Here is a 13,294-nt window from a genome sequence, read left to right on the forward strand (position 1 = left end):
TCCGGGTGCTATTCAAGTGGAAACTGCATGTCAGCGAAGGAGCGTCCGATGTCCGTGGTTCCGGTGCGATCGCAGGATCTGGACAGCGCCGAGGTGTCGTGGTTCGCGGCGCTCTGCTCGGACGACTATGCCCTGCTCGGGGTGCCCGACGGCGCGCTGCGGTCCAGCTTCGCGCATTGCTCGGACATCGCGCGGACCGCGGAATCCCTCGGCTTCCGCAACATCCTCTGCCCGTCATCCTATCAGGTCGGACAGGACACGCTGAGCTTCGTCGCCGCCTGCGCCCCGCTGACAAACCGGATGAACTTCCTCGCCGCGATCCGCTGCGGCGAGATGCAGCCGATCATGCTGGCCCGCACCGTGGCCACGCTGGACCACATGCTCAAGGGGCGGCTGACATTGAACGTGATCTCGTCCGACTTTCCGGGCGAGAAGGCCGACAGCGCCTTCCGCTACAAACGCAGTCACGAGGTGGTGGAAATCCTGCGCCAGGCCTGGACTCGCGAGACGATCGACTTCGACGGCGAGGTCTACCGGTTCAGCGGCGTGCCCACCGATCCGGCGAAGCCCTACCAACAGAACGGCGGGCCGCTGCTCTATTTCGGCGGCTACTCGCCCGACGCGCTGGAGCTGTGCGGGGCGCAATGCGACGTCTATCTGATGTGGCCCGAGCCCAAGGAGGCGCTGGCCCAGCGGATGCGCGCCGTGCACGAACGCGCCGCCGCGCATGGCCGGGTGCTGGATTACGGGCTGCGGGTCCACGTGATCGTGCGCGACACCGAAGCCGAGGCGCGGGAGTATGCCGAACATCTCGTCTCGGCGCTCGACGATGAATACGGGCGGTTGATCCGTGAGCGGGCGCATGATTCCATCTCGCTCGGCGTGGCGCATCAGGCGCGGGCGCGGGAACTGGCCGACGAGTTCGGCTATGTCGAGCCGCATCTGTGGACCGGGATCGGCCGCGCCCGCTCCGGCTGCGGGGCGGCGATCGTGGGGTCCACCGATCAGGTGCTGTCGGAGCTTGAGGAATATCGCAAAATGGGTATCCGCGCCTTCATCCTGTCCGGCTATCCGCATCTGGAGGAGGCCCGGCATTTCGGAACCAAGGTGCTGCCGCAGCTCAAGACCTGCTCGCTGCCGCATGAATATGGCCGGGTGCCGTTCGACACGCCGCCCACACCGCTCGGGAACGGGGAGAGGCGCTGATGGAACGGGTCACGATCACGGGCGATCTGACGTTTTCGCGGCTCGTCTATGGGCTGTGGCGGCTGGCGGACGATGCCGACACCTCGCCCGCGCATGTGGCGGCGAAGATCAAGGCGTGTCTGGCGCAGGGCATCACCACGATGGACCACGCCGACATCTATGGCGACTATGCGGGCGAGAAGATCTTCGGCGACGCGCTGCGGCAGGCGCCGGAACTGCGGGGCCGCATCGAGATCGTCACGAAATGCGACATCGTGGCCCCCGCCGGGCGCTATTCGGGCGCGAAGGTCAAGCATTACGACACCTCGCGCGCGCATATCCACGCGGCGGTGGACCAGTCGCTGACCGATCTGGGGATCGAACGGATCGACCTGCTGCTGATCCACCGTCCCGACCCGCTGATGGACCCTGCCGAGACCGGGCGGGCGCTGGACGATCTGGTGGCCTCGGGCAAGGTGCGGGCGGTGGGGGTGTCGAACTTCCGCCCGTGGGATGTCTCGCTGCTGCAATCGGCGATGTCGCAGCGGCTGGTCGTGAACCAGATCGAACTGAGCCTGAAGGCGCATCAGAGCTTCACCAACGGCGATCTGGCCTATCTTCAGGAACATGCGATCCTGCCGATGGCGTGGTCGCCGCTGGGGGGCGGGGTCTTGCTGGCGGACGAGGGGCCGGCCCTGACGCAGGCGCTGGCGCGGATCGGGCGCGAACAGGGCGTCGAGCCCTCGGCCGTCGCCATCGCCTGGCTGCTGCGCCACCCGGCCCGCATCCTGCCCGTCCTCGGCACGAACCGCCTCGAACGGATCGCCCGCCTTGCGGAAGCGGCTCGGGTCGGGATCGACCGGCAGACGTGGTTCGAACTTTACGCGCTGGCGCTTGGCCGCGAGGTGGCCTGACGGGCAGCGTTGCCGCTTGCCAGAGGGCAGCGGCACCAACATGATGCACGGAAATGCGGGCGAGTGCCCCACGTCCCAGGGAGGGGAAGAATGACCACTCGGATGAAGGCGGCGCTGGCCGCGACCACGGCGCTGGCCCTGTCGGCCGGTCTCGCCCCGGCCTTCGCGCAGGACACGGCGCTGCGGGTCTTCGTCGGCGCGCAGCAGCGGCCCGACCTGATGGAGCAGCTGTTCGACATGTATGAGCAGCAGAACCCCGGCGTCTCGGTCGAACTGGAAACCGGCGGCGCCACGTCCGAGCTGCAGAGCAACTACCTGTCCACGGTGCTGTCCGCCAAGGACTCCGCCATCGACATCATGCTGATCGACGTGGTGAACCCGGCCCAATACCGCGCCGCCGGCTGGCTGGAGCCGCTGAACGACCATATCGACGGCGATGTGGAGACGTTCGTCTCGCAATATCTGCCCGCCTACGCGCAGGCCGACGTGATCGAGGGCGAGCTGGTCGCGCTGCCCGCCTTCGCCGATGCGATGATGCTGTTCTACCGCACCGACCTGTTCGAGGCTGCGGGGATCACGCCGCCGACGACGTGGAAGGGCGTGCAGGAAGCCGCCGCCGCGATCAAGGGCACCGAGGGGAACGCCGATATCCAAGGCCTGTCCTTCCAGGCCAAGGCGATCGAGGGCACCGTCTGCACCTTCCTCATCCCCTATTGGAGCCAAGGCGGCGAGGTGGAAGCGGGCAGCCCCGAGCCGCTGAACGCCGAATATGCCGTGAACAGCCTGAATATCTGGCGCGAGATGGTGGCGACCGGCACCTCCAAGGCGAACATCGCCGAGGTCGGCACCGACGACACCCGCAAGGAGTTCCAGGCGGGCGACGTCGCCATGGCGGTGCTGTGGCCCTATGGCTGGGCGCATTTCCAGGGCCCGGAATCCGAGGTGGCCGGCAAGGTCGGCGTGGCGACGCTGCCCACGGTCGAGGGCGGCGACAGCGTCACCTGCCTCGGCGGCTGGCAATGGGCGGTTTCGGCCTTTTCGGAGAACAAGGAGGCGGCAGCGGGCCTGATCCAGTTTCTCGCCGGTCCCGAGGCGTCGCGCTTCCTCGCCGTCGAGGGTTCCATGCTGCCCACCCGGTCCGAGCTTTACAGCGACCCCGCCGTGCTGGAGGCGAACGCCTGGTTCGAGCAGGCGCTGCCGGTGATGGAAACGGCGCGGGCGCGGCCGGCGACGCCCAACTATCCCCGCGTTTCCGACGCGATCCGCACGCGCGTCAACGCAGTGATGGCCGGGGCCGAGGAGCCCGAGGCCGCCGTGCAGGCGCTGCAGGGCGATCTCGCCCGCGCCCTCCGCTGACGAACCGGCCGCGGGGGCGCTTCCCGCGGCCTCACCCGCCTTCGGGGCGCAAGGCTAACCGGGAGGCGCTTCTGGCTACGGTCACTCTCAGGAGGCTCGGCAAGAGCTACGGGTCGGTCCGGGCCGTCAAGGACATCGACTGCGCGATCGAGGACGGGCAGTTCGTCGTCCTCGTCGGGCCGTCCGGCTGCGGCAAGTCCACCACGCTGCGGATGATCGCGGGGCTCGAATCCATCTCGTCCGGCGAGGTGCTGATCGGCGGGCGGGTGGTGAATGACCTGCCCCCGCGCGAACGCGACGTGGCGATGGTATTTCAGGACTACGCGCTCTACCCCCACAAGACCGTCTTCGAGAACATGGCCTTCAGCCTGCGCGTGCGCGGCGCCCGCAAGGACGAGATCCGCCCGCGGGTGCAGGAAGCCGCCGCCATGCTGGGGATCGACGCGCTGCTGGACCGCCGCCCCGCCCAGCTTTCCGGCGGCCAGCGGCAGCGCGTGGCGATGGGCCGCGCCATCGTCCGCCGCCCGCAGGTGTTCCTGTTCGACGAGCCGCTGTCCAATCTGGACGCCAAGCTGCGCGGGCAGGTCCGGGCCGAGATCAAGAAGCTGCATCAGGCTCTCGGCACCACCACCGTCTATGTCACCCACGATCAGGTCGAGGCGATGACGATGGCCGACCGCATCGTCATCATGCGCGACGGCGTGATCGAGCAGGACGGCACGCCCGAGCAGGTCTACAACCAGCCCGCCAGCACCTTCGTCGGCGGCTTCATCGGCGCCCCGGCTATGAACTTCCTGACCGTGACGCTGGATGGCGGCGCGGCCCGGCTCGGCCCGCAGGCGCTGCCGCTCTGCCCCCGCAACGCGGCCATCGCGGCGCGGCATCAGGGCGCCGCGATCCTCGGCATCCGGCCCGAGCATTTCCGCCCCGAGCCCGGCCCGCACCCCTTGGCCGGGACCGTCCAGATCGTCGAGCCGCTGGGGTCCGACACGCTGCTGCATATCGGGACCGAGGGCGGCACCGTCACGGCCCGGCTTCCGCCGGACACTCGCGCCTCGGCCGGTCAGCGCATCCAGCTGGGCGTGGATATCGCCAAGGCGCATCTGTTCGACGCCGCCACCGGCCGGGTGCTGGCCTGATGGCGGAGCGAAGGGCAGGGGCCCCGCGCGGCGTCCGCAGCCGCATCCTCGACCCCGGCGACACGGCGCTGGCGGCGGTGCTGCTGCTGCCCGCGGCGCTGCTGCTGTCGCTGGTCGTCCTTTACCCCGTCGGCAAGCTGGTCTGGACCAGCTTCACCGACCTGTCGCTGACCTCGGGCGCGCCCGCCGCGTTCGTCGGCATCCGCAACTTCCGCTGGATGCTGGAGGACGCGACCTTCCGGCAGTCGCTGTGGAACACGATCCTCATCACGCTGGTCACGGTGCCGGGGGCGTTGGTCGCGGGCCTCGGCCTTGCGATGCTCGCCAACCTGCCGTTCCGGGTGAAATGGCCGGTGCGGCTGTCGCTGCTGATCCCCTGGGCGCTGCCCTTGTCCTTCGCAGGGCTGATCTTCGCGTGGTTCTTCCATTCCGAATACGGCGTCGTGAACGACATCCTGCGCCGGCTGGGATTTGAGGGCGTGATCTGGTTCAACTCGCCGCGCTGGGCGATGGTCGCGGTCTGCATCACGATCATCTGGAAGACCGCCTCCTTCGTGGCGCTGATCCTGCTGGCGGGCCTTCAGACGATCCCGCGCTCGCTTTACGAGGCGGCGGACGTGGACGGGGCCGGGCGCTGGCGGCAGTTCGTGGAGATCACCCTGCCGCTGCTGCGTCCCGCCATCGCGGTGGCGCTGATCTTCCGCACGATCACCGCGCTGCAGACCTTCGACGTGCCGTTCATGATGACGCGCGGGGGGCCGGGATCGTCCACCACGACGCTGGCGATGTATATCCACCAGAACACCGTGTCGTTTCTGGACCTCGGCTACGGGTCGGCGCTGGCGGTGGTGCTGTTCCTGATCTCGATGCTGTTCACCGCGCTTTACCTGCGCATGATCCGGGCGAGGGGCTGAGATGTCCGACCGCTCGCCCCGCGTCCCGCCGCTGCGCGCCATCGCGGCGCTGGTGCTGCTGGTCAACGGGCTGTTCCCGGCGATCTGGATCCTGCTGACCTCGCTGAAGAGCGAGCCTGAGCTGTCCCGGACCCCGATCACCTATCTGCCCGAAGACCCGACCTTCCAGAACTACGTCACCGCGTTTTCCGACCAGCCGCTGCATCTGTTCCTGTTCAACTCGTTCGCGGTGGCCACGCTGTCCACCATCTCGACGCTGTTCGTGTCCACGCTGGCGGCCTATGCGCTGGCGCGGCTGAACCTGCGGTTCCGGGGCGTCATCCTGATGGCGATCATCGGCGTCTCGACCTTTCCGCTGGTCACGCTGCTGGTCCCGCTGTTCGAGATCATGCGCGGCCTCGGTCTGCTGAACACATGGGCCGCGCTCATCATTCCCTACACCGTCCTCAGCCTGCCGGTCTGCACGCTGGTCCTCGCCGCCTTCTTCGAAAGCGTGCCGCGCGATCTGGAGAACGCGGCGATGATCGACGGCTGCACGCGCGTCGGCGCGCTGTTCCGGGTGATTGTGCCGCTGTCCGCACCGGGCGTCTTCACCGCCGCGATCCTCGCCTTCGTCAACGCCTGGGACGAGTTCCTGCTGGCGCTCTCGTTCAACTCGAACCCGGCGCTGCGGACGCTGCCGGTCGGCATCCAGCTTTATCAGGGCGAGTTCACCTTTCCCTGGCCCGTCATCTCGGCCGCGCTGGTCGTCGGCATCGTCCCGCTGGCGATCCTGATCGTGCTGTTTCAGGAGCGGGTCGTGTCGGGGCTGATGACCGGCGGGGTGAAGGGGTGAGTTCCGGCCTGAGCGAGCCGGTCGAGGTGCAGGCGCTCGTCCTGCTCCTCCTTGCCGCTGGAAAAAAGGCGCCCGTCCCGCTACCCTGAACCCGGCACGTGCCAGTCGCTCGGGGGATGAAAATGACCCTAAAGCCACGCTCGGACCTCGGCACGCATGAGGTCGAGAACCAGCCGGAGGCGGCGGGGGATCGCGATCTCTGGGGCGACGATCCGGTCCTGCGGCAACTGGTTTCCGCGAGCGCCGTCGAGGCCGATCTGCTTGCCAGCTACAGCCAAAACCTGGGCCGGCAGGAGATGCGGGCGGCGGCGCGCGATGCCAACCGCTTCACGCCGGAACTGCGGATCTTCGACAATGGCGGCCGCAGGCTGGACGAGGTCGATTTTCACCCGGCCTGGCACCGGTTCATGCAGATGTCGGTCGCCGCCGGCTATCACTCCATCGCGTGGGAGGGGCGCGCGGGCGGGCATCTCACCCATGCCTGCATGGTCTATCTCGCCAGTCAGGTCGAGCCGGGACATTGCTGCCCGCTGACCATGACCTATGCGGCGGTCCCGGTCCTGCGAAGGGCCGAGGGTCTGGAATACTGGCAATCCGCGCTGATGTCCCGGCACTATGATCCCTCGGTCCGGCCGGTCGCGGACAAGCGGGGGGCCACCCTCGGCATGGCGATGACCGAGAAGCAGGGCGGCTCGGACGTGCGCGCCAACACCACCCGGGCCCGGCCGGACGGCGAGGCGTGGCGGCTGACCGGGCATAAATGGTTCTGCTCGGCGCCGATGTCGGACGGATTCCTGACGCTGGCGCAGGCCGACGGTGGGCTGACCTGCTTTCTGGTGCCCCGCTGGCTGGAGGGAGAGCGCAACGGCATCCGCATCCAGCGGCTCAAGGACAAGCTCGGCAACCGCTCGAACGCCTCGGCCGAGATCGAGTATCGGGACGCGCTGGCCTATCGGATCGGCGGGGCCGGCGAGGGCGTGCGCACCATCGTCGAGATGGTCCATCACACGCGGCTGGATACTGCGATGGCGCCCGCCGGGCTGATGCGCGCGGCGCTGCGCGAGGCGCATCACTGGGTCAGCCACCGCGCGGCCTTCCAGCGGCGGCTGATCGACCAGCCGCTGATGCGGGCGGTGCTGGCCGACATCGCGCTGGACTGGGTAGGAGCGCTGGCGCTGGGGCTGCATGTCGCGGAAGCCTTCGACGGCGGCTCGGCCGAGGACCGGGCCTTCGCCCGCATCGGCGTCGCGCTGGCAAAGTATCTGGCGAACAAGCTGTGCCCGGTCGTCGTCTGCGAGGCGATGGAGGCGATGGGCGGCATGGGCTACATCGAGGATACCGGGCTGCCGATGCTCTACCGCGAGGCGCCGCTCAACGGCATCTGGGAGGGCTCGGCCAACGTCATCTGCCTCGACGCGCTGCGGACCCTCGGCCGGGACCCCCTGAGCGCGGAGATGCTGGAGCGGGAACTGGCCGCCGCGCGGGGTCTGCATCCGCGTTACGACCGGGCGCTGGAGGATCATGCGGCCCGCTGGCGGCGGCAGGTGGCCGAGGATGAGGCCCGCCGGTTCGTGGAGCAGGCGGGCCTTCTGCTGACCGCATCCGTGCTGCTGCGGCGGGGGAACGCCGGGATCGCAAGCGCATTCGTGGAAACGCGCCTGTCCGCAGATCGGAGCCGCATCAGCGGAGCGATTGGCAGGGAAGCGGCGGATTCCGTTCTGGCGGCGTGTTTTCCGGGTTAGCCGCGCTTGCGCTGCGGCCGTTCAGGCAAGGCCGGATCGAGGTCCGGTCCGGCGTCCTCACCGGATACGCGCCAGCGCCTCCACCAGCAGCCGGCGCAGGGCAGCGTCGGTCTTGAAGCCGGCATGCGCCGTGACGGTGACGTTGAGCAGCGAGAGCAGCGGGTGATCCGGCGCCAGCGGCTCCTCGTCGAAGACGTCGAGGGCGGCGTGGCCGAGGCGACCGGCGGCCAGCGCGGCGATCAGGGGGGGCGTGTCGATGAGCCCCGCGCGCGCCGTATTGACCAGCACCGCATCCGGCCGCATCCGCCCGAGCGCTTCGGCACCGATCAGTCCGGTCGTTTCCGGGGTCAGCGCCAGATGCAGGCTGACGACGTCGGCGGAGTCGATCAGACCCTCCAACGGGACCATCGGGCAGGGCGCATCCGCGAGCGGCGAGCGGTTCCAGCCGATCACCCGGAATCCCAGTCCCGCAGCAAGCTCGGCCGTCGCCCGGCCGATTCCGCCCATGCCGACGACGCCGAAGGTCAGGTCCTGAAACTCGCGGCCGGCGAGCGGCTTCCACTGGCCGGCCCGGATGTTGCGGTCCATCAGTGCGATCTGGCGCAGCGCACTCAGCGCCAGCGCGATGGCGTGCTGACCGACGGCCCGGTCGCCATAACCGCGGATCGTCTCGACCGCGATGCCGCGAGCCTCGGCCGCCGCGAGGTCGATATAGGAGGATGCGCCGGTGCCCAGAAAGATGATCCGCCGCAACAGCGGCGCGGCGGCCAGATCGGTGGCGGTCATGTAGGTATGCCCGTTCCAGACGGTCCCGGCACCGGCGATCAGATCGCGCAGACGGCCCGCATCGGGATCGCCCTCGTGGACGACCATGCCGGCGGGGCAGTCGAGATCCCGCAGCAGGCGCACGCTCTGCGCCGTCGCATCCACATAGACCAGCTTGCCCATGGTCACTCCATCGGATGGATGACGCGGTGCAGGAAGTCCTGGGTGCGGGGATGCTGCGGGTTGCGCAGCACCTCCTGCGGCGGCCCCTGCTCGACGATGACGCCGCCTTCCAGGAACAGGACGCGGTCGGCGACGGCGCGGGCGAACTCCATCTCATGCGTGACGACGACCATCGTCATGCCCTCGGCGGCGACGTCGCGCATCACGGTCAGCACCTCGCCCACCAGTTCGGGGTCGAGCGCCGAGGTCGGCTCGTCGAACAGGATCGCCTTGGGCTGCATCGCCAGCGCCCGCGCGATTGCCACGCGCTGCTGCTGTCCGCCCGACAGCTTGGCCGGATAGACGTCCAGCTTGGCTCCCAGCCCGACCTTGTCCAGCAGCGCCGCCGCCTCGTCGCGCGCCTGGGCGCGGGGCGTCTTCTTGACGAAGACCGGCCCCTCCATCACGTTTTCCAGCGCCGTCCGGTGCGGGAACAGGTTGAACCGCTGGAACACCATCGACACCTGCGTGCGGATGTCGGTGATCGAGCGTTCCGCCGGATCGACCTTCGCCCCCTCGATCAGGATCGCGCCGCGCTGATAGCTTTCCAGCCCGTTGATGCAGCGCAGGATCGTGGACTTGCCAGAGCCGGACGGGCCGATGATGCAGACCACCTCGCCCTTGTTCACCTCGAACGAAACGCCCTTGATGACCTCCAGCGTGCCGAAGGATTTGTGGATGTCGTGAACCTGGATCATGCCTGCGAATACCTCTTCTCCAGGTGCCGGGTGAGGAAGGTCAGCGGCAGGCTGAGCGCGAGATAGATCAGCGCGACCAGCGTGAAGACCGTCATGTTGTCGAATGTCGAGGCCGCGATCAGCTGCCCCTGCCGCGTCAGCTCGGCCACGGTAATGGTCGAGACGAGCGAGGAATCCTTCAGGATCATGATGATCGTGTTGCCGAAGGGCGGCATGACGATGCGGATCGCCTGCGGCAGGATCACCCGCCGCATGACCAGCTGGTCGGTCATGCCGATGGAATGCGCCGCCTCGATCTGGCCCTTGTCGATGGCCTCGATCCCGGCGCGGAAGTTTTCCGCCTGATAGGCCGAATAGGCGATGCCCAGCCCGATGATCCCGGCCTGCATGGCGGTCAGGTTGATCCCGATCTCGGGCATGACGAAATAGATGTAGAACAGCTGCACGATGATCGGGATGCCGCGGATGATCGTCACGAACCCGCGGCTGATCGCCACCAGCACCGGGTTGCGGGTCCAGGCCATGACCGCCCAGACGAAGCCCAGGAATGTGCTGAGAAGGACCGAGAAGAACGTGACGACCAGCGTCAGCCAGACCCCCTCCATCAGCAGCGGCAGATAATCGGCGGCCCGTTCCCAGAAACCCATGATCGAATGTCCCGTTCAGCGCGCAGGAAAGCGGGACGGCGGCAGCCCGCCGCCCCGGACAGGTCTTACTCGATGCCCCACTCGGCGATGATCTCGTCCAGCCTGCCGCTTTCCTTGATCTTGGCGATGCCGGAGTTCATCCGCTCAAGCAGTTCGGGTTCGTTCTGGCGCACGGCGATGGCGACGTTGCCGACGATGGTGCTTTCGTATTCCGGCACCAGCCGCACATCCGCCGCGCCCTGCGACAGCTGATAGGCGACGATCGGGCGGTCGCCGAAGCCCGCGTCGATCCGGCCCAGCGACACGTCGCGCATGATGTCGGCGATGGTGTCGTAAACCTTGACCTCCTTCAGCCCGCCATGGGCCTGCAGCGGCGCGACATAGGCGGTGCCGACCTGCGCGCCGACGACCTTGCCTTCCAGATCGTCGAGCGAGGTGTAGGCGGTGGTGTCGTCCTTGGGAACGAACAGCCCCTCGCCATAGGAATAGACCGGATCGGTGAAGGCGACGACCTTTGCGCGCTCCTCGGTCGCATACATGGCGGCGGCGATCACGTCGATCTTGCCCGAGGTCAGCGACGGGATCAGCGCGCTCCACTGCGTCGCCTCGATGTCGGTGGTGAAGCCTTCCTGCTCGCCGATCGCGTTGATGATGTCCACCATCACGCCGTCGATCTCGTTCGTCTGGACGTCGAGGAAGGTGAACGGCACCCCCGACGGCGTCGAGCCGACCTTGTAGGTGTCCTGCGCCAGCGCCGCCCCGGCAAGGGCCCCGCTGGCAACCAGCGCCAGAACGGCGCTGCGCATCATCCGAGTCGTCTTGTTCATGGTTATCCTCCCCAACCGGAATGGATTCATCGGCATTGAAACTTCTTCCCGGTTGTTTCAGTCTGGCGAAACACGCACCGGGTTGTCAACGCATGTTCCGCCTATGAGCCAGTCCGTCAAAACCCTGCCGCCCGACCCGGCAGACCGTGACGATCTTGGCGCGCGGCTGCGGCGGCGGCGCAAGGTCCGCGGCCTCTCGCTGAAGGAGGTGGCCAGCCGGGCCGAGGTCTCGATCGGGCTGGTGAGCCAGGTGGAGCGGGGGCTGACCATGCCGTCCGTCCGCTCGCTCGGCGCGATCTGCGGCGCGCTGGAAATGCCGGTCGGCTGGCTGTTCGACCGGGCCGATGCCGAGGGCGAAAGCGATCTCGTGGTGCGCCAGCATCAGCGGCGGGTGCTGGACCTCGGCGCCAAGGGGATGGTCAAGGAGCTGATGACCCCGGACAGCTGCACCGGCATCCAGATGATGCGGCTGGTGATCCGGCCCGGCGGCTCGACCGGCGACACCCCCTACAACCACCCCACCGGCGCGAAATGCGGCACCGTGCTGTCGGGCCAGCTGGTGATGGAGGTCGATGGCGACACCCACCACCTGAACGCCGGCGACAGCTTCGCCTTCGAGGCGTCGCGCATGATCCGCTTCTGGTGCGGCGGCAGCGAGACCGCCGAGGTCCTGTGGATCGTGACGCCAGCCGTCTATTGAAAACCCGCGCAGTGGAGGAGCGCAACGGATGATCGAGAACGAAGAGGACGTGATCGCCAACTCGCTGTGGACGGCGACCGCCAATCCCGCGCCGGACTGCCCGCCGCTGCGGGGCAAGGCCGAATGCGACGTCGCGGTGATCGGCGCGGGCTATACGGGTCTTTCAGCCGCCCTCCATCTTGCGGAACGCGGGCAGCGCGTGATCGTGCTGGAAACCCACTCGCCCGGCTGGGGCGCGTCGGGGCGGAATGGCGGGCAGGTCAATCCGGGGCTCAAGGAAGACCCCGACACCATCGAGGCGCGGTTCGGACCCGATGTCGGCGGGCGCATGGTCGCGATGTCGGGCGGCGCGGGGCAGTTCGTCTTCGACCTGATCGCGCGGCTGGGGATAGACTGTGACGCCCGCCAGTCCGGGTGGCTCCAGCCCGTCCACAACGACAAGGCCGATGCGGTCGTGCGCCGGCGGGTCGAGCAATGGACCCGGCGGGGCGCCGCGCTGCGGATGCTGGACCGCGAGACGACCGCCGCGCTGCTGGGCACCGACATCTATCGCGGGGCGATGATCGACGAGCGCGGCGGGAACCTGCATCCGCTGAACTATGCGCTGGGTCTCGCCGATGCCGCGATCCGGGCCGGGGCGGTGATCCACGGCGGCAGCCGCGTGACCGCGCATGAGGCGCAAGGCGGCGAGCATCTGCTGCGCACGTCAGGCGGCGAGGTCCGGGCGCGCAAGGTGCTGGTCTGCACGAACGGTTACAGCTCGGCCGTCGTCCCGCCGATGGACCGGACGGTGGTGCCGATCCGCTCGGTGCAGGTCGCCACCGATATCCTGCCGCCCGAGATCGCGGCCCGCATCCTGCCGCAGGGGCACTCGGCCTCGGACGCGCGGCGGCTGCTGCTGTATTTCCGCAAGGACGCGGCCGGGCGCTTCGTCATGGGCGGGCGCGGCAACTATTCGGCCGGCGCGACCCGCCGCCAGATGCAGGTGCTGCAGGATGCCTCGGTCAAGCTCTACCCCGATCTGCGCGAGGTTCCCTGGCGCTACGCCTGGGGTGGCTTCGTCGCCATGACGGCGGACCATTATCCCCATCTGAACCGCGTTGCGCCCGGCGTGGTGGCGGCGATGGGCTATAACGGCCGCGGCGTCGCGGTGGCGTCCGCGATGGGCAAGGTGCTCGCGGACTGGGCCACCGGCACGCCCCAGGGGGCGCTGGACTACCCCGTGAGCCCGCCGCGCCCCATTCCGTTCCACTTCATGCGCAAGCCCGCGGTGATCGCCACCGTGGCATGGTCGCGCTTGCAGGACCGGCTCGGGCGATAGAGGGGGCGGCCGCCGCTTCGCCCGCGCCA

13 protein-coding genes are annotated in these 13,294 nt (G+C 68.5%); 9 read left to right on the forward strand and 4 right to left on the reverse strand.

Annotation, left to right across the window (positions count from 1 at the left end):
* The first annotated feature begins 48 nt into the window (after positions 1-48).
* From KTN05_RS11930 to KTN05_RS11960, 7 genes are all read left to right on the forward strand, one after another.
* Positions 49-1,206: an LLM class flavin-dependent oxidoreductase gene (locus KTN05_RS11930; protein WP_217329636.1), complete on the forward strand. Its 1,158-nt coding sequence runs from the start codon at positions 49-51 to the stop codon at positions 1,204-1,206.
* On the forward strand, positions 1,206-2,099 hold the full coding sequence (locus KTN05_RS11935) for an aldo/keto reductase family oxidoreductase (protein WP_217329637.1): 894 nt from the start codon (positions 1,206-1,208) through the stop codon (positions 2,097-2,099). Before KTN05_RS11930 ends, KTN05_RS11935 begins: the two co-directional genes overlap by 1 nt.
* Positions 2,100-2,189: 90 nt before the next feature.
* A complete protein-coding gene (locus tag KTN05_RS11940; protein WP_217329638.1) occupies positions 2,190-3,455 on the forward strand; it encodes an ABC transporter substrate-binding protein in 1,266 nt (421 codons plus the stop codon).
* A 71-nt stretch (positions 3,456-3,526) separates the two neighbouring features.
* Entirely contained in the window at positions 3,527-4,594 is a 1,068-nt protein-coding gene (locus tag KTN05_RS11945; RefSeq protein WP_217329689.1) for an ABC transporter ATP-binding protein, read from the forward strand.
* The gene (locus tag KTN05_RS11950; protein WP_217329639.1) at positions 4,594-5,508 is read left to right on the forward strand and encodes a carbohydrate ABC transporter permease; all 915 of its coding nucleotides are present in this window, start codon (positions 4,594-4,596) and stop codon (positions 5,506-5,508) included. The genes KTN05_RS11945 and KTN05_RS11950 overlap by 1 nt, the downstream gene beginning before the upstream one ends.
* A 1-nt stretch (position 5,509) precedes the next feature.
* The gene (locus KTN05_RS11955) at positions 5,510-6,343 is read left to right on the forward strand and encodes a carbohydrate ABC transporter permease (protein ID WP_217329640.1); all 834 of its coding nucleotides are present in this window, start codon (positions 5,510-5,512) and stop codon (positions 6,341-6,343) included.
* Positions 6,344-6,465: 122 nt separating this feature from the next.
* Positions 6,466-8,085: an acyl-CoA dehydrogenase family protein gene (locus tag KTN05_RS11960; RefSeq protein WP_217329690.1), complete on the forward strand. Its 1,620-nt coding sequence runs from the start codon at positions 6,466-6,468 to the stop codon at positions 8,083-8,085.
* A gap of 57 nt (positions 8,086-8,142) precedes the next feature.
* On the opposite strand, the gene KTN05_RS11965 is transcribed toward KTN05_RS11960, so the two are convergent.
* From KTN05_RS11965 to KTN05_RS11980, 4 genes are all read right to left on the reverse strand, one after another.
* The gene (locus KTN05_RS11965) at positions 8,143-9,033 is read right to left on the reverse strand and encodes a 2-hydroxyacid dehydrogenase (protein ID WP_217329641.1); all 891 of its coding nucleotides are present in this window, start codon (positions 9,031-9,033) and stop codon (positions 8,143-8,145) included.
* 2 nt (positions 9,034-9,035) lie between these two features.
* The gene (locus tag KTN05_RS11970) at positions 9,036-9,770 is read right to left on the reverse strand and encodes an amino acid ABC transporter ATP-binding protein (RefSeq protein ID WP_217329642.1); all 735 of its coding nucleotides are present in this window, start codon (positions 9,768-9,770) and stop codon (positions 9,036-9,038) included.
* Complete coding sequence (locus KTN05_RS11975) at positions 9,767-10,417, reverse strand: amino acid ABC transporter permease (protein ID WP_254368166.1); 651 nt, start codon at positions 10,415-10,417, stop codon at positions 9,767-9,769. The genes KTN05_RS11970 and KTN05_RS11975 overlap by 4 nt, the downstream gene beginning before the upstream one ends.
* A gap of 65 nt (positions 10,418-10,482) precedes the next feature.
* Positions 10,483-11,244 carry an ABC transporter substrate-binding protein gene (locus KTN05_RS11980; RefSeq protein ID WP_254368167.1) on the reverse strand — a complete coding sequence of 254 codons (762 nt, stop codon included), beginning with the start codon at positions 11,242-11,244 and terminating at the stop codon, positions 10,483-10,485.
* Between the two features lie 103 nt (positions 11,245-11,347).
* Between KTN05_RS11980 and KTN05_RS11985 the strand changes: the two genes are divergently transcribed.
* Entirely contained in the window at positions 11,348-11,944 is a 597-nt protein-coding gene (locus tag KTN05_RS11985) for a cupin domain-containing protein (protein ID WP_217329643.1), read from the forward strand.
* A gap of 28 nt (positions 11,945-11,972) precedes the next feature.
* Positions 11,973-13,265, forward strand: coding sequence for an FAD-binding oxidoreductase (locus tag KTN05_RS11990; protein ID WP_217329644.1), 1,293 nt, complete (start codon positions 11,973-11,975; stop codon positions 13,263-13,265).
* The last annotated feature ends 29 nt before the right edge of the window (positions 13,266-13,294 follow it).

Origin of the sequence: Paracoccus sp. Z118, assembly GCF_019061185.1 — a bacterium.
Classification (GTDB): Bacteria; Pseudomonadota; Alphaproteobacteria; order Rhodobacterales; family Rhodobacteraceae; genus Paracoccus.